Source organism: Streptomyces sp. CA-179760 (assembly GCF_050937045.1).
Taxonomy (GTDB): domain Bacteria; phylum Actinomycetota; class Actinomycetes; order Streptomycetales; family Streptomycetaceae; genus Streptomyces.
The window spans coordinates 3,753,830-3,771,196 of record NZ_JBNJLZ010000001.1 but is presented as its reverse complement, the minus strand read 5'-3'; the positions used below and the strand labels follow the sequence as shown (position 1 = coordinate 3,771,196).

Sequence of the window (17,367 nt, the reverse complement as noted above, 5' to 3'; positions counted from 1 at the left end):
GGGCAGGGTTCACGCGTTGGAGTGTGGTCCAGCCGGACCAGCCCCGCTGCTTCAGCAGCTCGTTGAGCCGTCGGGCGGACGGCACTGTGTCGAAGACGAACGCGTCCATCAACTCGGCGAGCGGCGGCTCGATGCCGCCCGGATCGCGGACGTACTCCTCGCCCCGTTCCTCGGCGAGCTTGGTGACGTAGGAGGCCACCCGGTCGGCCAGTTCGCCCAGTCGCGGATCGTCGTCGCTCCACCCGAGAGCCGCGCTCAAGGTCAAGTAGAAGTCGACGAACTCCTGATCGGAGATCTGCTCCCGCTTGCGTGCGATCCACTCCGGCACCCGCTCGGGAGATCGCGCGACCAGCGGGATCCAGCCGTCGCGCTCGGCTTGGACGATCCGCTCGTCGACGCCGAGCGCCCGCAGCCGGTCGAGGAACCCGACCACCTCAGAGGGCAGCGCCAGGCCGTCCCCCGAGCCGAGGCGGGCGATCCGCTCGCGATGCCGCTGCCGCTCCCGGATCTCCGCCTCCAGCCGCCCGTCGATATCCGCGACGGGCGCGGCGAACTCCTCCTCGCCGGCCCGGAGCAACTCCCGCACGCGCGCCAGCGGAACCCCGGCCTCGGCGAGAGTCCGGATCCTGATCAGCTCGACCACGGCCCCGGCGCCGTACCGCCGATAGCCGGAGTGGTCCCGCTCGGGCTCCGGCAGCAGTGCCTTGGCGTGATAGTGCCGCACGGTGCGCACGGTCACGTCGGCGTACGAGGCGAGCTCACCGATGGTCAGCATGGGTGCAGTCTGCTCCGGACGATCTCGGCGATGTCAGAGGCATGAGTGAAAGCCAGCCGATGGTCGGCGTCGAGCCAGTGTGCGGAGATGTGCGGCCGCTCGCGTATGAGCCGCTCGACGCCGTGACGCCAGAGCTGGTTGTGCCGAGGGGCACGCCCTTCGGCGCTGTTGCCGGCGATCGCGGTGGACATGATGACCTGCACGGGCAGGTCGATCGGCTGATACCGGTCGAGAATCCCGGACCGGACCGCATCCATCTCAAGGCCCAGGTCGAGGATGTCCCTGGCGGTGAGCGACATCTGACGCGCCGCCTCAGCCTCTGCCATGGCACGGAACTCCGCGAGGTCGATGTCGGTGACGAACGGCTCGGGCAGCGGATTCGCCCCGTCGATGAGCACAAGCCCGGCGACGGTGTCAGGGCACTCGGCCGCGTAATGCACCGCCAGGTCCGCGCCCAGGGAGTACCCCACGAGCAAGGGCGCCGATGGCAGCTTGAGTTCCCGCATCACGGCACGGAGATCACCCAGAAACGCCTCGAACGAGTACCGCTCGGCGGCGGAGGAGAGCCCGTGCCCCCGGAGATCGAAGGCGACGACCTCATGATCGCGCCGCAGCAGTTCGATCAGTTCATGCAGGTCGGCCTGTGTGCAGTTCAGCCCCGGGCACAGAACCAGGGGTCTCCCCCGGCCGCCACGGGACACCGGGATAGTGACGCCGTCGTGCTGAACGGTGAGGTGGTGCGTGGTGCTGTCGCTTGCAGCAGTCATGCGGATCAGGGTCGAGGGTTGCCCGTGCGTCAGGGTCAACCCCGGGACTGTCGTAGCGGACCTCGGACCCCTTTGAACTGCATCCGCCCCGCCGACGCACACGCTTGGGCCTGCCCACCAGGTGCGCGGCCCTGATCAGCGAGGGCGACGTGATCGGCTACGAGGGGGAGTGGCGCACGGTGAAGAGGGCTACGACCGCTCTGGGGCCGATGGGCGGATTGGCCGTCGTGGTCACCTGGACGGAGGGCGGCATGGCACGCTTCCCGGCCGGGGATGAATTGCTGGTGAGAGGGGCTGGCGACTGAGCGTGCGCTGAGGTCCGGCCACCGGCTCGTGACATGAGTGGCCGGACGCACTTCGTCGAGCGGCCGGCTGCCGAACTGCTCCCCTTGCGCCCTGGTCGCGCCCTCCCTCGATCCTGAACGCGCCCGCATGCTCGGTTCCATGGGGGCTTCAGAAGAGTCGAGCATCATCCTGTTACCCGACCCCGACGGACACCGGCAGGCGCCGCCGGACGCGCCGCAGCCGTGGGAGAAGACCGACCATGCCCAGGCAGCCGTGGAGGGCGCCACCGGGCCCGAGCCACCGGCTCCCCCCGTCTGCTCCGACTGCGGGCTCGCCGGAGAACGGCATGTCACCTACTACGGCATCCACGTCCTTCTCGAACCCGGCATGCCCGTGCCCGCCCATATGGTGCCCGCCTGGCACCGCTGGTACGTGGACTCGGGCGGTACCGCGTGGAACAGCCGCGAGGACGAGCCAAGTCCCGGCGCCGTGTGCCGGATCCCGCACCGGATCGCCTGCCCCGGCCTGGGGCTCGAGGAGATCGGACTGTGGCGATGGCTGGACGCGGTACGTGCGGAGAACGCGCGCCGGGCGCGACGAAAAGCGGACGGAGATTCCGACCCGACAGCACTCTCGAACGCCGGCTGACGTCACGTGGTGCTGATGTCGGTCGTCGGCCACGTCCTTGGACCCCTACTCCCGTAGCAGATCCCGGAGAGGGCCAATAAGCTGGTCAGAGGGGTCGACATGGTTTCGATCCGAGGAGCCTCCCATGAGGAAGAACAGAACCGGCGTCCGGCGTGCGACGGGAGTCGTCACCGCTCTCGCCACGGCCGCCGCGATCGCCTCCATAGCCCCCGCACAGGCTCAGACCACCGCTCAACTGTCCGCGTACGTCAGCGACGGCTGGGGCGGCGGAACCATCACCAGCCAGCCCGCCGGCATCAACTGCCACCAGGAGGCGTTTGAGGACCCCTACACCTCCAGCGACCCGCAGCCGTACCCGACAGGTACCTGCACCGCGAGCTTCGAGGTCGGAACGACGGTCACCTTCACCGCCACACCCGACACGGGGTCCAACATCAACGACGGCCCCACACCGAATCCCGTGACCGTGCGCACCGGTTACAACTACACCTGGGTCATGTTCTGCCCGATCGACGGTCTCTGCTCGGCAGGCTAGTGAAAGAGGCCGTGGCGGGATTCGAACCCACGTAGCTCCCCGCGGGCGGAGCTCGCTGATGGACGCAGCGCAGGTGAGCCCCTGAACCACTCGGGCACACGGCCGATGTCTGAACTCGGTGTAGTGACCGGAGGCCGGAGGCGGGACGGGGCTCAAGGGAATCGGGTGGGCTGCAACGCGACTGCCATACACAGTTCATGAAGGGGGTCGCCGAGAGGAGGGGTGTACGACCAAGGTCTCAGGCGGGGACCGTCTCGGGACAGGGGTCAAAGTGGGGCGTGGACCTTACGCTGGCGGGCATGACCGTCCCGAAGCCGCGTGATGCCGATGTCGTGGAGGCCGCTGATCTGCCCTCGGTCGCCGAGGCGGACACGGGTGTGCTGGGGGCGGCGTACCGGGCGTTGAGCGTCGGGATCGTCTCCGTCGTGCTGCTCATCGCCTTCGAGGCGACGGCCGTGGGGACGGCGATGCCGGTCGCGGCGCGGGAGCTGGACGGGGTGTCGCTGTACGCGTTCGCGTTCTCCGGGTACTTCACGACGAGTCTGTTCGGGATGGTGCTCGCGGGGCAGTGGTCCGACCGGCGGGGGCCGCTCGGGCCGTTGGCGGTGGGGATCTCCTCCTTCGGGGTCGGGTTGCTGCTGTCGGGGACGGCCGGGGTGATGTGGCTGTTCATCCTGGGGCGGGCCGTGCAGGGGTTCGGTGGCGGGCTGGTGATCGTCGCGCTGTACGTCGTCGTCGGGCGGGCCTATCCGGAGCGGCTGCGGCCGGCGATCATGGCGGCGTTCGCGGCGAGCTGGGTCGTACCGTCGATCGTCGGCCCGCTCGCCGCCGGCACGGTGACGGAACAGCTGGGCTGGCGCTGGGTGTTCGTCGGGATTCCGGTGCTCGTCGTCCTCCCGCTGGCGCTCGCGCTGCCGCAGATACGGCGTCGGGCCGCCGGCCCGGTCGGGGAGGCGGCCTCGACGTCCTTGGACCGTCGGCGTATTCGTCTCGCCCTGGCCATCTCCCTCGGCGCGGGGCTGCTCCAGTACGCCGCCCAGGATCTGCGCCCCCTCTCGCTCCTGCCCGGCGCTGCGGGTGTGGCCCTGCTGGTGCCCGCCGTGCTCGGGCTGTTGCCCAGGGGGACGTACCGGGCCGCTCGCGGGCTGCCGTCGGTCGTGCTGCTGCGCGGTGTCGCCGCGGGGTCCTTCATCGCCGCGGAGTCCTTCGTGCCGCTGATGCTGGTGACCCAGCGCGGGCTCAGTCCGACCCTGGCCGGGTTCTCGCTCGCCGCGGGCGGCGGGACGTGGGCGCTGGGCTCGTGGGTGCAGTCGCGCTCCCGGTTCGAGGCGTACCGGGAGCGGTTGACGACCGTCGGGATGCTGCTGGTGGCGGCGGCCATCGCCACGGCGCCGACGGTGCTGATCGATTCCGTGCCCGTCTGGACCCTGGCCGTCGCCTGGGCCTTCGGCTGCCTCGGCATGGGGCTCGTCATCTCCGCCACGAGCGTGCTCCTGCTCCAGCTCTCCGCCCCGGCGGAAGCCGGGTCCAACTCCGCCGCCCTGCAGATCTCCGACGGCCTCTCCAACGTCGTCCTTCTCTCCGCAGGCGGTGCCGCGTTCGCCGCGCTGGGCGGCGGCACGGTGAGTCACACGGCCGCGCACGCCTCCTCTGGTTCTCATCCGGCCGCCTTCGCCGCGGTGTTCCTGCCGATGGCGGGAGTGGCGTTGGTGGGGGCCTGGGTGACGACTCGGCTGCGGGAGCGGTGAGCAGCCTCTCGTTTTGTGGGCTGCTGGGGCCGGGGCGGGTCGTAAAGCGCTCGCAGGTTGCCGGGCGCGCTCCCTATCGTCACCGGCATGAGTGACTTCACCGTTCCCCTCCCGCCGCACGTCCGGCAGGAGCTCGACGACCTCGCGGACGCCACCGGCCGTCTCCCCGAGGACATCGTGCTGGACGCCGTACTGCACCGGCTGGCGCGGGAGTCGTCGCCGGTGCGGATCACGGCGGAGTCGCTCGCCGGAGCGCACGCCGATCTGCTGCGGAGGCTCGGCGAATGACCAGCCAGAGCAGCCAGACCGGGCAGGCCAGGCACCTCACCGTCGCGGAAGTCACGGCGATCGCCCGCATCGCCTTCGGTGGGCGAGGTGACGGGCCCGCCCCCGAGGTTCGGGAGGCCGGGCTGTTCGTCTCCGCCGTGCACCGCCCGCGCGCCCGGATGTTCGGTACGGCGGCCTACGAGGATCTGCACGAGCAGGCGGCCGCGCTGCTGCACGCCATCGCCACGAACCACCCCCTCGTCGACGGGAACAAGCGCACGGCCTGGCTGGCCGCCGCGACGTTCCTCGGTGTCAACGGCGCCGACCTCACCGGCTGCGACCAGGACGCCGCGTACGACCTGGTCATCGATGTGGCCTCCGGGGACGAGAGCGACATCTCCGTGATCGCGGGTCGGTTGAGGGCGCTGTGACGTGGATCCCACCCGTGGGTGGTCCGGGCTTGTCCGCGCGTTGACGGGGTCGGGCCGCCGGTAGGGTGGCCCGGTTGTCATACGTAGCCGAGCCGTTTGGCTCGCTCCGACGAGCCGCCCGACCCCCTTACGGAGACCGTGACTACCACCGCCGGCACCAGTTCTGCCTCGCACCACCTGTCCCCGGCGTTCCCCGGCCGCGCCCCCTGGGGTACCGCCAGCAAGCTGCGCGCCTGGCAGGAGGGCGCGATGGAGAAGTACATCCAGGAGCAGCCCCGGGACTTCCTGGCGGTCGCCACCCCCGGCGCCGGCAAGACGACCTTCGCGCTGACGCTGGCGTCCTGGATGCTGCACCACCACGTCGTCCAGCAGGTCACCGTGGTCGCGCCCACCGAGCATCTGAAGAAGCAGTGGGCGGAGGCGGCCGCGCGGATCGGCATCAAGCTGGATCCCGAGTACAGCGCGGGGCCGCTCGGCAAGGACTACCACGGGATCGCCGTGACGTACGCCGGTGTCGGTGTGCGGCCCATGCTGCACCGCAACCGGGTCGAGCAGCGCAAGACCCTCGTCATCCTCGACGAGATCCACCACGCCGGTGACAGCAAGTCCTGGGGCGAGGCCTGCCTGGAGGCCTTCGAGCCCGCCACCCGCCGCCTCGCCCTGACCGGTACGCCCTTCCGGTCCGACACCAACCCCATCCCCTTCGTGACGTACGAGGAGGGGAACGACGGGATCCGGCGGTCCGCCGCCGACTACACCTACGGCTACGGCAACGCCCTCGCCGACAACGTCGTGCGGCCCGTCATCTTCCTCTCCTACAGCGGCAACATGCGCTGGCGCACCAAGGCCGGTGACGAGATCGCGGCGCGGCTGGGCGAGCCGATGACCAAGGACGCCATCAGCCAGGCCTGGCGCACCGCCCTCGATCCGCGCGGCGAGTGGATGCCCTCCGTGCTGCGCGCCGCCGACCAGCGGCTGACCGAGGTGCGCAAGGCCATCCCGGACGCCGGTGCGCTCGTCATCGCCGCGGACCAGGACTCCGCCCGCGCCTACGCCAAGCTGATCCGCGAGATCACCGGCAGCAAGGCCACAGTCGTGCTCTCCGACGACACCGGCGCCTCGAAGAACATCGACGACTTCAGTGCGAGCACCGACCGGTGGATGGTCGCGGTGCGGATGGTGTCCGAGGGTGTGGACGTGCCGCGGCTCGCGGTCGGCGTGTACGCCACCACGATCTCGACGCCCCTCTTCTTCGCCCAGGCCGTCGGGCGTTTCGTGCGGTCCCGGCGACGCGGCGAGACGGCCTCCGTGTTCCTGCCGACCGTGCCCGACCTGCTCTCCTTCGCCAACGAGATGGAGCGCGAGCGCGACCACGTCCTCGACAAGCCCAAGAAGCAGGGTGAGGAGGACCCCTACGCCGAGTCCGAGAAGGAGATGGACGAGGCGAACAGGGAGCAGGACGAGGACACCGGCGAGCAGGAGCAGTTCTCCTTCGAGGCGCTGGAGTCCGAGGCCGTCTTCGACCGGGTCATGTACAACGGCGCCGAGTTCGGCATGCAGGCCCACCCGGGCAGCGAGGAGGAGCAGGACTACCTCGGGATCCCGGGGCTCCTGGAGCCCGACCAGGTCCAGCTGCTGCTCCAGAAGCGGCAGGCCCGGCAGATCGCGCACAGCCGCAAGAAGCCGGACGAGGAGGCCGACCTGCTCGAGATGCCCGCCGAGCGGCGGCCGGTGGTCTCCCACAAGGAGATGATGGAACTGCGGCGGCAGCTCAACGGACTGGTCGGCGCGTACGTCCACCAGAGCGGCAAGCCGCACGGGGTGATCCACACCGAGCTGCGGCGTGTGTGCGGGGGGCCTCCGGCGGCGGAGGCGACGGCGGGGCAGCTGCGGCAGCGGATCGCCAAGGTGCAGGAGTGGGCGACCCGGATGAAGTGACGCCGGGTGGGATCGAGGGACGGGTTCCGTGTCGCAGTTCCGGTCCCGCGTTGTACGTACCCGGGCAAACGGAGTCACTCGCCCCCGGAACGTGCCCGGATTCTGGACGGAGCCTTCCGCTCAGCGAACCCTCCCCGCTACTGTCCGGCTACGCACACGCCCCGTGGCAGCGCCGCCGCGGAGCGCAGCCGTGAAGCGACGCGGTCCGGACTGGCCGGACCGCCGGCCGATCGGCGGCCTCTGAAGCGCGTCGCCGACGGGACTCGGTGACGCACCAGCCGCCAGAGGGCCGCCGACCTCACCACTAAGGAGTGGGCGTCGTGACCGCGGAGACCTCCCAGACGCTCGACAGAGGACTGCGGGTCCTCAAGCTGCTCGCCGACACGGATCACGGGCTGACCGTGACCGAGCTCTCCGTCCGGCTGGGCGTGAACCGGACCGTGGTGTACCGGTTGCTCGCCACCCTGGAACAGCACGCCCTCATACGCCGTGACCTGGGCGGACGTGCCCGCGTCGGGCTCGGCGTGCTGGGTCTGGGACGGCAGGTCCATCCGCTGGTGCGAGAGGCCGCGATGCCGGCGCTGCGGTCGCTGGCCGAGGACATCGGCGCCACGGCGCACCTGACCCTGGTCGACGGGACGGACGCGCTCGCCGTGGCCGTGGTGGAGCCGACCTGGACCGACTATCACGTCGCCTACCGTGCCGGGTTCCGGCATGCCCTGGACCGGGGTGCCGCCGGCAAGGCGATCCTCGCGGCCCGGCAGCACCCGATGGCGGACCCGGGCTACACCCTCACGCACGGGGAGCTGGAGGCGGGTGCGTGCGGGGCGGCGGCGCCGCTGCTGGGGGTGACGGGCGTCGAGGGCAGTGTGGGAGTGGTGATGCTGGCGGACGTGGTGCCGGAGCGGGTGGGGGAGCGGGTCGTCGAGGCGGCGCGGGAGGTCGCGGAGGCGCTGCGCTGACCTCTGCCGTGTCTCCCGCGCGCCCCCGGGCAGGGTCCGGGCGACCTGATCCGGGCCGGATCCCACCCGCGAGTTAGATTGATCCCGTGTTCTCTCGTCTCACGCGCCCCCGGGCCATCGCCGTCTGTGCCCTGCCCGTCGCCGCCCTGCTCGCCACGGCGGTGTTCGCGCCGCTGCCGTTCTCGGTGGCGCAGCCGGGGATGACGGCGAACGTGCTCGGGGAGAACAAGGGCGCCGAGGTGATCACCATCTCCGGCGCACCGGCCCGGGACACCCGCGGGCAACTGCGCATGACGACCATCGAGGCGACCTCCCCGGACACCCGCGTCTCGCTCCCCGACGTCATCGACAGCTGGTTCCGCACCGACCAGGCGGTCATGCCGCGCGACGCCGTCTACCCGAACGGGGACAGCGTCAAGGAGATCGAGCGGCACAACGAGGAGCAGATGAAGGAGTCCCAGGACGCGGCGACGCAGGCCGCGCTGGGCTACCTCGGCCTCGACGCCAAGGACGTCAAGGTGAGCCTGAAGCTCGCCGATGTGGGTGGGCCCAGCGCGGGGCTGCTGTTCTCCCTGGGGGTCATCGACAAGCTCGACGGCGACGGCAGCGGCGGGGATCTCACGGGCGGCCGTGTCATCGCCGGTACGGGCACGATCGCCGCCGACGGCACGATCGGTGCGGTGGGGGGTGTCGCCCTCAAGACGCAGGCCGCGCGGCGCGACGGCGCGAGCGTGTTCCTGGTCCCGAAGGCGGAGTGCGGGGACGCGCGCGCCGAGCTGCCGAAGGGGCTGCGGCTGATTCCGGTGACGACGCTGAAGAGCACGGTGAGTTCGCTGGTGGCCCTGGAGACGGGGAAGGGCTCGGTGCCGAGTTGCTAGTGGGCGGCGGCTGCCGTCTCCGGCCGGGTGGCGAGCCTTAACCCGACCTCTACGAGGGTCCAGCCGAGGCGGGCGCGGAGGTTGTGAGGGTGTCTGGCCCCGACGGGGCCGGGGGCTCCGGCCTCGGCGCGGAGTTCGGCGGCGCGGGCGTGGTGCAGGGTGAGGTGGATGTCGGGGTGCATCTCAGTCCGTCCTGATCGGGAACGCGTGGGTGTGGAAGCGGACCTGCTCGGCGCCAGGGGCGTCCTCGGCGGGCGGGCGGTCACGGTAGGACCGGACCAGCGCGTGCATCTTCTCGACGAGCTCCCGCGTCAGTTCGGGCGTCAGTCGCAGGGTGTCACTGCTCATGTCCCAGGCGTCGCTCCACTCCTCGGGCCATGAGGCACGGTTGCCCAGCCATGTCGACAGGGACCGGGTCTGCGTGGTGGCGACCTCGTGGAGGTACAGGTCCGCCGCCCCGCGTACGGCCGGGTCCGAGTCGTTGAGCAGGGCGTCGTCGAAGCTCAGGCCGTGGTGGACTGCCTGCCACCATCGCTCGCGCCCCTTGCCCCGCTCGGGGGCGTCCTCGACGAAGCCGTACTCCGCTAGCTGGCGCAGGTGGTAGCTGGTCGCTCCGCTGGACTCGCCCAGCTTGTCGGCCAGTTGGGAGGCGGTGGCGGGGCCGCCGAAACGCAGGGCGTCCAGTAGCTGCATGCGCAGGGGGTGTGCGAGTCCGCGCAGGGAACGGGCGTCGAGTTGCCGCACTTGAGGGTTCTGGGGTTCGGGCATGATGCAAAGCTATCCTTGCAAAGAAATCCTTGCAAGGGTTTCTTTGCAACTCCCTCTGATCACCCCTCCCTGACAAACCCCTCCGCCACCATCCAGTCCAGCGCCACCTGATGCGGATCCTCCCCGTCCACATCCACCTTCGCGTTCAGCCTCCGCGCCACCGCGTTGTCCAGCTTCGCCGTGACCGGATCAAGCACCTCCGCGATCGCCGGCCACTCCTTCAACGTCTTCGTGTTGATCATCGGAGCGGCGTTGTAGTTGGGGAAGAACTTCCTGTCGTCGTCCATCACGGCGAGGTTCATCGAGTTGATGCGCCCGTCGGTGGTGTACACCTCCCCGTACGTGCAACTCCCCTTCGCCGCCTGGGTGTAGATGATCCCGGTGTCCATCTGCGTGATGTCCCGGGCCGGTACGTCCATGCCGTACGCCTGCTGCATGCCCGGCAGCCCGTCCGCCCGGTTGGCGAACTCGACCTCCACGCACAGCGACACCGCCCCGGGGCCGGACTTCGCCAGCTTCGCCACGTCCGAGAGGGTCTTCGTGCCGTACTTCCTCGCGTTCTCCTGGTTCATCGCCAGCGCGTACGTGTTGTTGAGCTCCGCGGGCCGCAGCCAGGTCACGCCGTTGCGGGCGTCGTCCCTGCGCACCGCCTCCCACTGCTCGCGCGGGTCGGGGATGGGCTTGCTGTTGCCCAGGTACGTGATCCAGGCCGTGCCCGTGTACTCGTACCCGGCGTCCGCGTCGCCCTTGCGGACGGCCTCGCGGCTGCCGATGGAGCCCTGGATGCCGGTGCGGTCGATCACCTCGGCGCCGGCCGCCTCGAAGGCGATGCCCATGATCGAGCCGAGGATCAGCTGCTCGGTGAACGACTTCGACGTCACCGTCAGCTGCGCCCCCTCAAGCGGCTCACCCCGGCCGATCGAGCCCGGCTTCACGTCGTCGGTCATGGGGGATCCGCTGGTCAGCCCGCAGCCGGAGACCGCCATCAGCAGCCCCGCCGCCCCCAGCCACCCACGCCCCCGCCCACACCCCCTCACGACTGCAACCCCCGCGGCCGCAGCAGCAACTCCGCGATCGACGCCAGCCAGTCCACCAGCAGCGCCAGCGCGACCGTCAGGATCGAGCCCAGCACCAGCACCGGCATCCGCTGGTTGGTGATCCCCGTCGTGATCAGCACGCCGAGGCCGCCGCCCCCGCCGAAGACCGCCAGGGTCGCCGTACCGACGTTCAGGACCAGGGCCGTACGGACACCCGCGAGGATCAGCGGGACGGCCAGCGGCAGCTCGACCCGGCGCAGCGCGCCCAGCGGGGACATGCCGATGCCGCGTGCCGCCTCCAGCAGGGTCGGGTCGTTCGCCTTGAGGCCGGTGATCGTGTTCGACAGCACGGGCAGGATGGCGTAGATGATCATGCCGATCAGGGCGGCCCTGCGGCCGATGCCCAGCCAGATGACGAGAAGCGCCAGCAGGCCGATCGCCGGGGTCGCCTGGCCCATGTTGGCGAACGCCATCGCCACCGGCGTGGCCTTGCTGAACGCCCGGCGGGTCAGCAGGATGCCCAGCGGGATCGCGATGATGAGCACGAAGAACGTGGAGATCACGGTGAGCTGGATGTGCTGCCACAGGGCCTTGGAGACCTGGCCGCCCGACAGGGCGTTGCGGGTGAGGGCGTCCAGGTCGGCCTGCTGGAACCAGAGATAGGTGGCGAGCAGCAGGGCCACCAGGGCGATGGGCAGGACGGTCAGCTTCTGCCGGCTGATGCGCGGGGGCCGGGGAGCCGGTGGCGTCCGGGGCGCTTCGGCCGCCGCCCCGGAAGGAACGTCTGTCACCCCGGGCGCGCTCACGCCTTCCGCTCCCCGCCGAGACCCACGCCCGTGACGCTCTCGCCGCCCTCCTGCTCCGCGTGCGTCTGCGAGGCCCGCAGCGACTCCAGCTCGTGCTGGTGCTCCAGCGCGTCCAGCCGGTCGGCCTCCAGCAGGTCGTGCACGGAGTTGATGAGGGTCTCCATGTCGACGACGCCCGTGTACTCGCCGCGTCGCCCGGTCACCGCCACCCGCCCCGCGTTGTCGGTGAGCACCGCCTCCAGCGCGTCCCGCAGGGTCGCGTCCCGGGTGACCGTGTCGTGCACCAGCGTCCCGGCCCGGGCCAGCGAGCCCCGCGCCCGCATCAGGTCGCCGCGCCGCAGCCACTTGTAGGGCCGGCCGCGCCGGTCGAGCAGCAGGACCTCGTTGGTGCCGCCGGCCCGCAGCCGGTTGAAGATCTGCTGCAACGGGTCGTCGATCGTGACGGTCGGGTAGTCGGTGACCTCGACGTCCCGTACGCGGGTGAGGTTCAGCCTCTTCAGCGCCGCCCCGGCGCCCACGAACCCGGACACGAAGTCGTCCGCCGGGTTGGTGAGGATGGCCTCCGGGGTGTCGAACTGCGCGATGTGGGACCGCTCGCGCAGCACGGCGATCCGGTCGCCGATCTTGATCGCCTCGTCGAAGTCGTGGGTGACGAAGACGATCGTCTTGTGCAGCTCGTGCTGCAGCCGGATCAGCTCGTCCTGGAGATGGTCGCGGGTGATCGGGTCCACCGCCCCGAACGGCTCGTCCATCAGCAGCACCGGGGGATCGGCGGCGAGGGCCCGCGCCACGCCCACGCGCTGCTGCTGACCGCCCGAGAGCTGGCGCGGGTAGCGGCCGTGGAACTCGCCGGGGTCGAGGCCCACCAGGTCGAGGAGTTCCTCGGTCCGTTCCTTGATCCGGTTCTTCGGCCAGCCGATCATCTTCGGCACGAGGGCGATGTTCTGCGCGACCGTCATGTGCGGGAAGAGACCGGCCGACTGGATCGCGTAGCCGACCTTGCGGCGCAGCTTGACCGGGTCCATGTCGGTGACGTCCTCACCGCCGATGCGGATCCGGCCGCCGGTCGGCTCGATCAACCTGTTGATCATCTTGAGCGTGGTCGACTTACCGCAGCCCGAAGGGCCGACGAAGATCACGACCTCGCCCGCCTTGATCTCCATGCTCACGTCGTCCACGGCCGGCCGCGCACTGCCGGGGAACCGCTTGGTCAGGCTCTCCAGCTCGATGGCGGCCCCGTGGTCGCCGGACTCAGGCACGGATCCCCCTGGGAATGGTCAGCCGTCCGATCAGGACGTACCCGGCGTCGAACAGCAGCGCCAGGACGATGATGCCGAGCGTGCCCGCGAGGACCTGGTTGAGCGCGTTCGCGCTGCCCAGCGAGGCCAGGCCCCGGAAGATGACGTTGCCGAGGCCGGGGCCGGAGGCGTACGCGGCGATGGCCGCGATGCCCATCAGCATCTGGGTGGAGACCCGGATCCCGGTCAGGATCGGCGGCCAGGCCAGCGGCAGCTCGATCCGCAGCAGCCGGGCCGACCGGGACATCCCGATGCCCGTGGCCGCGTCCACCAGCGACGGGTCGACCCCGCGCAGGCCGACGATGGCGTTGCGGACGACCGGCAGCAGCCCGTACAGCGTCAGCGCGATCACCGTGGGCGGCACGCCGAGCCCCACGATCGGGATGAGCAGACCGATCAGGGCCAGCGCCGGGACGGTCAGGACGGTGGCGGTGGTCGTGGTCGCGAGGTTCCCGGCCCACTCGCTGCTGTAGGAGACGACAGCGATCAGCACCCCGATCAGGGTCGCCACGACCATGCACTGGAAGACGACGCTCGCGTGCTGGTAGGCGTCCGTGAGCAGCTGCTCTTCCCGGTTGCCCAGATACTCCAAGAAGTTCACCTGGAACCTCCCAGGGTGCCTCGGCGTTCATGCCGGGGTGGGGGCACCTCCCGCTTGCGGGGGAGAATCGGACCTCTGTGACGCAAGGTAGGAAACGTGATTTCACCCAAACAGCGAAACACCGCCCACCCGAACGGATAAGGTGCGGAGCGTGCGTTGCGAGAGCCAAGCGCGCACACGGTGCTCGGCGAGAACCAAGCCAGCACAGCACCTCCTTTGCTTGCAGTACCGAACCGGGCAGGTTCCGTCCCGGCTGGTGTTGAGGGAGCAAGACCTTTCCGGTCGCTGACCGGGAAGGCTTCCTGAGCCAGGAATCCCTCGGTTTCAGTTGAGGGAGGGTTCAAACGCGCTCACCCCACGACTCAGGTCTCCTCCGCTGCCTGCTCCACCAGCGGGATGAACCGCAGCGGAACGGGGTTCTCCATGACGATCGCCGTGGAGGCCCGGACGATGCCATCAAAACCGACGACCCGGTCGATCACACGCTGGAGATCGGCGTTGGAGCGGGCCACGAGACGGCACATCATGTCCCCGCTGCCGGTGGTGGTGTGCAGCTCCAGCACCTCCGGCACGGTCGCCAAGTGGGCCCGTACGTCGGGCCCTTGGCCCTGCCGGATCTGGAGCGTCGCGAACGCCGTGACCGGGTAGCCGAGGGCCGCCGGGTCCACCTCCGGACCGAAGCCGCGGATGACTCCGTTCGACTGAAGCCGGTCGAGGCGGGCCTGTGCGGTGCCCCGGGCCACGCCCAGCCGCCGGGACATCTCCAGCACCCCGATCCGCGGCTCCCGGGCCAGCAGCAGGATGATCCGGCCGTCCAGATGATCGATCGCCACAGCAGCCTCCCGGGGTGGTCATCCTGTACATAGAGGCCGGTGCGACGGCCGTATTGCTGAACAGATTGCCCAGCGGAAACGCAAACTATTGCGCACCTTGCGGAGCGGGGAGACCCTGCGGCTATGACGCAGACCACACACCACACTCCCGACACCGCCCGGCAGGCCGACCCCTTCCCGGTCAAGGGAATGGACGCGGTCGTCTTCGCCGTGGGCAACGCCAAGCAGGCGGCGCACTACTACTCCACCGCCTTCGGCATGAAGCTGGTCGCCTACTCCGGACCGGAGAACGGCAACCGCGAGACCGCTGCGTACGTCCTGGAGAACGGCTCCGCCCGCTTCGTCCTCACCTCGGTCATCAAGCCCGCGAGCGACTGGGGCCGCTTCCTCGCCCGGCACGTGGCCGAGCACGGCGACGGCGTCGTCGACCTCGCCATCGAGGTGCCGGACGCCCGCGCCGCGTACGCCTACGCCCTCGAACACGGTGCCCGCTCGGTCACCGAGCCGTACGAGCGGAAGGACGAGCACGGCACGGTCGTCCTGGCCGCGATCGCCACCTACGGGGAGACCCGCCACACCCTCGTCGAGCGCTCCGGCTACGACGGCCCCTACCTGCCCGGCTATGTGGCGGCCGAGCCGATGGTCGAACCGCCCGCCCAGCGCACCTTCCAGGCGATCGACCACTGCGTCGGCAACGTCGAACTCGGCCGGATGAACGAATGGGTCGGCTTCTACAACAAGGTGATGGGCTTCACGAACATGAAGGAGTTCGTGGGCGACGACATCGCCACCGAGTACAGCGCGCTGATGTCGAAGGTCGTCGCCGACGGCACGCTCAAGGTCAAGTTCCCGATCAACGAGCCGGCCATCGCCAAGAAGAAGTCCCAGATCGACGAGTACCTGGAGTTCTACGGCGGCGCGGGCGTGCAGCACATCGCGCTCAACACCAACGACATCGTGCAGACGGTGGCCACCATGCGGGCGGCCGGAGTCGAGTTCCTGAACACGCCCGACTCCTACTACGACACGCTGGGGGAGTGGGTGGGCGAGACCCGGGTCCCGATCGACACCCTGCGCGAGCTGAAGATCCTCGCCGACCGCGACGAGGACGGCTATCTGCTGCAGATCTTCACCAAGCCGGTCCAGGACCGTCCGACCGTCTTCTTCGAGATCATCGAGCGCCACGGCTCGATGGGCTTCGGCAAGGGCAACTTCAAGGCCCTGTTCGAGGCGATCGAACGCGAGCAGGCCCGCCGCGGCAACCTGTGAGCCCGATCGCTTCTTGAGAGGGTGCGGGTGTCACGGGGCACCCGCACCGTCTCATTCCCCCTCCGGCGCCGGGCCCATCACCGGCAGCTCCGTGTCCGGCGGCTCCCCCAGTGCCTCCAGCGCCGCCCGCGCCTCGGGCACCCGCAGCGGCGAGAAGTGCGGGTTGATCCGCAGGGCCTCCGTGAGGTGCCGCCGTGCCGGGCCGTACCGCTCCAGCTCCCGTTCGATCATGCCGCGGTGGTACATGTACGCCGCGCTGCGCACCCCGCCCGAGTGCTTCTCCTCCGTCGCCCGCAGCGCGAACGCCAGCGCCTCCTCGTGCTCCCCGGCCCGGTGCAGCGCCCACCCCAGGGCATCGGCGACCGCCGTCCCCGGCTGCCGTTCCCACTCCGCCCGCAGCCGCCGTACCGCGGCCTCCGGATCGCCGTGGTCCGCCTCGAACCGCCCCAGCACCAGTTCCTCGTCGGCCCCGGCCGCGGTCGCCCCGCGCACGCCCTCCCGCAGCAGGTCGTACTGCACCCGGGCCGCCTCCGGCATCCCCAGCGACTCGTACAGCTCGCCCAGTTCCAGGGCGTACTGCGGACACGGCTGCTTGGCGAGCGCCACCCGGTAGGCGTTCAGCGCCTCCGTCGTCCGGCCCAGGGCCGCCAGCGCCCGGCCCTGCCCGGCCTGCGCGGCCCGCTGGTCCGGGTCGAGGCGCACCGCCTCCTGGAAGTGCCGCAGCGCGTCCTGAAGGTCCCCGCGCTCCCAGGCCAGCTGCCCGGCCCGCTCCAGATAGGCCGCCCGCTCGGCCGGGGCGTGCGCGCCCGCCGCCGCGTCCGCCAGCGCGGCCGCCGCGTCCTCCCGCCGGCCGCGGTCCCGGTAGACGGCGGCGGCCCGCGCCAGCACGGCGGGCCCGGAGCGCAGCTCCGTCAGCCGATCCAGCATCCGCTGGGCCGCTTCGTGCTCGCCGAGGCCGGTGTAGGCGTCGATGAGCGGCGGATACGTCGTCCAGCGCCGCGGCTGGAGCTTCAGCGCCGCCTCACCCCACTGGCGTGCGGCGGGAAAGTCCCGGCGGGCGTTGGCCAGCGCGGTGAGGCCGGCCAGGGCACGCGTGTTCCGCTTCGACCGCACCTTCATCGACGTACGCAGCGCCTTCTCGGCACGCGGGTAGTACGCCGGGTCCGCCAGCCGCCGCCCCTGCTCCACATAGGCGGTACCGAGCACCGCCCAGGACCGCGCGTCCCTCGGGTGCGTCCGCACCCGCTTCTCCCGCTCGTCGATCAGCTCCGCCAGGCCGGGCAGCGCGGCCGGCACCCCGCCCGCGACCGCGGCCATGGCCTGCGCCCCCGGCGACGGCGGAGCCGGCGGGGCGGGCCGGTCCCACGGGAGCAGCAACAGCACCCCGCCGAGCACGGCACACCCCGCGACGGAGCCGATCAGCACGTGCCGACCACGCACACGCCGACGGCGAAAGGGGCTTTTCGAACTCCTGCTCTCCTGTCGCTCCGGGCCCTCCTGATGGTTCTCCATGGCGCTCAC

Annotated in this window: 19 protein-coding genes, 1 tRNA gene and 1 pseudogene; 10 read left to right on the top strand and 11 right to left on the bottom strand. The window is 70.7% G+C overall.

What is annotated here, in order from left to right:
* Positions 1 to 4: 4 nt before the first annotated feature.
* Positions 5 to 775: pseudogene (locus ACQEV8_RS16840) on the bottom strand (MerR family transcriptional regulator); the annotation flags it as partial.
* Positions 769 to 1,581, bottom strand: coding sequence for an alpha/beta fold hydrolase (locus ACQEV8_RS16835; protein WP_432960967.1), 813 nt, complete (start codon positions 1,579 to 1,581; stop codon positions 769 to 771). The pseudogene ACQEV8_RS16840 and the gene ACQEV8_RS16835, both read right to left, overlap by 7 nt.
* 65 nt (positions 1,582 to 1,646) lie before the next feature.
* On the opposite strand from ACQEV8_RS16835, the gene ACQEV8_RS16830 reads away from it, so the two are divergent.
* The 3 genes from ACQEV8_RS16830 to ACQEV8_RS16820 all read left to right on the top strand — a co-directional run bounded on the left by ACQEV8_RS16830 (position 1,647) and on the right by ACQEV8_RS16820 (position 3,010).
* Positions 1,647 to 1,847 carry a hypothetical protein gene (locus ACQEV8_RS16830; RefSeq protein ID WP_432960965.1) on the top strand — a complete coding sequence of 67 codons (201 nt, stop codon included), beginning with the start codon at positions 1,647 to 1,649 and terminating at the stop codon, positions 1,845 to 1,847.
* A 139-nt stretch (positions 1,848 to 1,986) separates the two neighbouring features.
* Entirely contained in the window at positions 1,987 to 2,475 is a 489-nt protein-coding gene (locus ACQEV8_RS16825; RefSeq protein ID WP_432960963.1) for a DUF6083 domain-containing protein, read from the top strand.
* A gap of 124 nt (positions 2,476 to 2,599) precedes the next feature.
* Complete coding sequence (locus ACQEV8_RS16820) at positions 2,600 to 3,010, top strand: hypothetical protein (RefSeq protein WP_432960961.1); 411 nt, start codon at positions 2,600 to 2,602, stop codon at positions 3,008 to 3,010.
* Positions 3,011 to 3,016: 6 nt separating this feature from the next.
* On the opposite strand, the gene ACQEV8_RS16815 is transcribed toward ACQEV8_RS16820, so the two are convergent.
* Positions 3,017 to 3,114: transfer RNA gene (locus tag ACQEV8_RS16815), tRNA-OTHER, on the bottom strand.
* A 195-nt stretch (positions 3,115 to 3,309) separates the two neighbouring features.
* On the opposite strand from ACQEV8_RS16815, the gene ACQEV8_RS16810 reads away from it, so the two are divergent.
* From ACQEV8_RS16810 to ACQEV8_RS16785, 6 genes are all read left to right on the top strand, one after another.
* Complete coding sequence (locus ACQEV8_RS16810; RefSeq protein ID WP_432960959.1) at positions 3,310 to 4,758, top strand: MFS transporter; 1,449 nt, start codon at positions 3,310 to 3,312, stop codon at positions 4,756 to 4,758.
* Positions 4,759 to 4,845: 87 nt separating this feature from the next.
* Positions 4,846 to 5,046: a hypothetical protein gene (locus ACQEV8_RS16805; protein WP_432960957.1), complete on the top strand. Its 201-nt coding sequence runs from the start codon at positions 4,846 to 4,848 to the stop codon at positions 5,044 to 5,046.
* Positions 5,043 to 5,456 (top strand): type II toxin-antitoxin system death-on-curing family toxin, encoded by a 414-nt coding sequence (locus tag ACQEV8_RS16800; protein ID WP_432960955.1) that lies wholly within the window; start codon positions 5,043 to 5,045, stop codon positions 5,454 to 5,456. Before ACQEV8_RS16805 ends, ACQEV8_RS16800 begins: the two co-directional genes overlap by 4 nt.
* Positions 5,457 to 5,594: 138 nt before the next feature.
* Positions 5,595 to 7,394: a DEAD/DEAH box helicase gene (locus ACQEV8_RS16795; protein ID WP_382580335.1), complete on the top strand. Its 1,800-nt coding sequence runs from the start codon at positions 5,595 to 5,597 to the stop codon at positions 7,392 to 7,394.
* 320 nt (positions 7,395 to 7,714) lie between these two features.
* Positions 7,715 to 8,356, top strand: coding sequence for an IclR family transcriptional regulator (locus ACQEV8_RS16790; RefSeq protein ID WP_432960953.1), 642 nt, complete (start codon positions 7,715 to 7,717; stop codon positions 8,354 to 8,356).
* A gap of 86 nt (positions 8,357 to 8,442) precedes the next feature.
* On the top strand, positions 8,443 to 9,234 hold the full coding sequence (locus ACQEV8_RS16785; protein ID WP_432960951.1) for a S16 family serine protease: 792 nt from the start codon (positions 8,443 to 8,445) through the stop codon (positions 9,232 to 9,234).
* Here ACQEV8_RS16785 and ACQEV8_RS16780 read toward each other — a convergent pair.
* The 7 genes from ACQEV8_RS16780 to ACQEV8_RS16750 all read right to left on the bottom strand — a co-directional run bounded on the left by ACQEV8_RS16780 (position 9,231) and on the right by ACQEV8_RS16750 (position 14,577).
* Entirely contained in the window at positions 9,231 to 9,416 is a 186-nt protein-coding gene (locus ACQEV8_RS16780; protein ID WP_432960949.1) for a hypothetical protein, read from the bottom strand. The two genes, ACQEV8_RS16785 and ACQEV8_RS16780, sit on opposite strands and share 4 nt — an antisense overlap.
* 1 nt (position 9,417) lies before the next feature.
* Positions 9,418 to 10,002, bottom strand: a complete 585-nt coding sequence (locus ACQEV8_RS16775; protein ID WP_432960947.1) for an ArsR/SmtB family transcription factor — start codon at positions 10,000 to 10,002, stop codon at positions 9,418 to 9,420.
* 59 nt (positions 10,003 to 10,061) lie between these two features.
* Positions 10,062 to 10,988 carry a glycine betaine ABC transporter substrate-binding protein gene (locus tag ACQEV8_RS16770; RefSeq protein ID WP_432960945.1) on the bottom strand — a complete coding sequence of 309 codons (927 nt, stop codon included), beginning with the start codon at positions 10,986 to 10,988 and terminating at the stop codon, positions 10,062 to 10,064.
* Positions 10,989 to 11,035: 47 nt separating this feature from the next.
* A complete protein-coding gene (locus tag ACQEV8_RS16765; protein ID WP_432960943.1) occupies positions 11,036 to 11,830 on the bottom strand; it encodes an ABC transporter permease in 795 nt (264 codons plus the stop codon).
* Between the two features lie 11 nt (positions 11,831 to 11,841).
* Complete coding sequence (locus ACQEV8_RS16760; RefSeq protein WP_432960941.1) at positions 11,842 to 13,104, bottom strand: betaine/proline/choline family ABC transporter ATP-binding protein; 1,263 nt, start codon at positions 13,102 to 13,104, stop codon at positions 11,842 to 11,844.
* Entirely contained in the window at positions 13,097 to 13,744 is a 648-nt protein-coding gene (locus ACQEV8_RS16755) for an ABC transporter permease (protein ID WP_432960939.1), read from the bottom strand. Before ACQEV8_RS16755 ends, ACQEV8_RS16760 begins: the two co-directional genes overlap by 8 nt.
* Before the next feature lie 362 nt (positions 13,745 to 14,106).
* Positions 14,107 to 14,577, bottom strand: coding sequence for an Lrp/AsnC family transcriptional regulator (locus tag ACQEV8_RS16750; protein WP_432960937.1), 471 nt, complete (start codon positions 14,575 to 14,577; stop codon positions 14,107 to 14,109).
* Positions 14,578 to 14,700: 123 nt separating this feature from the next.
* Here ACQEV8_RS16750 and hppD point away from each other — a divergent pair, with 123 nt between their 5' ends.
* Complete coding sequence (gene hppD, locus ACQEV8_RS16745; RefSeq protein WP_432960935.1) at positions 14,701 to 15,846, top strand: 4-hydroxyphenylpyruvate dioxygenase; 1,146 nt, start codon at positions 14,701 to 14,703, stop codon at positions 15,844 to 15,846.
* A 51-nt stretch (positions 15,847 to 15,897) separates the two neighbouring features.
* Here hppD and ACQEV8_RS16740 read toward each other — a convergent pair whose 3' ends face one another.
* Positions 15,898 to 17,358, bottom strand: a complete 1,461-nt coding sequence (locus ACQEV8_RS16740) for a tetratricopeptide repeat protein (protein ID WP_432960934.1) — start codon at positions 17,356 to 17,358, stop codon at positions 15,898 to 15,900.
* Positions 17,359 to 17,367 lie beyond the last annotated feature (9 nt).

Coding starts and splice junctions, on each gene's coding strand:
- ACQEV8_RS16800 (WP_432960955.1), top strand. CDS start 5,043: ATGACCAGCCAGAGCAGCCAGACCGGGCAGGCCAGGCACCTCACCGTC.
- ACQEV8_RS16780 (WP_432960949.1), bottom strand. CDS start 9,416: ATGCACCCCGACATCCACCTCACCCTGCACCACGCCCGCGCCGCCGAA.
- ACQEV8_RS16825 (WP_432960963.1), top strand. CDS start 1,987: ATGGGGGCTTCAGAAGAGTCGAGCATCATCCTGTTACCCGACCCCGAC.
- ACQEV8_RS16805 (WP_432960957.1), top strand. CDS start 4,846: ATGAGTGACTTCACCGTTCCCCTCCCGCCGCACGTCCGGCAGGAGCTC.
- hppD (WP_432960935.1), top strand. CDS start 14,701: ATGACGCAGACCACACACCACACTCCCGACACCGCCCGGCAGGCCGAC.
- ACQEV8_RS16770 (WP_432960945.1), bottom strand. CDS start 10,988: ATGGCGGTCTCCGGCTGCGGGCTGACCAGCGGATCCCCCATGACCGAC.
- ACQEV8_RS16820 (WP_432960961.1), top strand. CDS start 2,600: ATGAGGAAGAACAGAACCGGCGTCCGGCGTGCGACGGGAGTCGTCACC.
- ACQEV8_RS16810 (WP_432960959.1), top strand. CDS start 3,310: ATGACCGTCCCGAAGCCGCGTGATGCCGATGTCGTGGAGGCCGCTGAT.
- ACQEV8_RS16775 (WP_432960947.1), bottom strand. CDS start 10,002: ATGCCCGAACCCCAGAACCCTCAAGTGCGGCAACTCGACGCCCGTTCC.
- ACQEV8_RS16740 (WP_432960934.1), bottom strand. CDS start 17,358: ATGGAGAACCATCAGGAGGGCCCGGAGCGACAGGAGAGCAGGAGTTCG.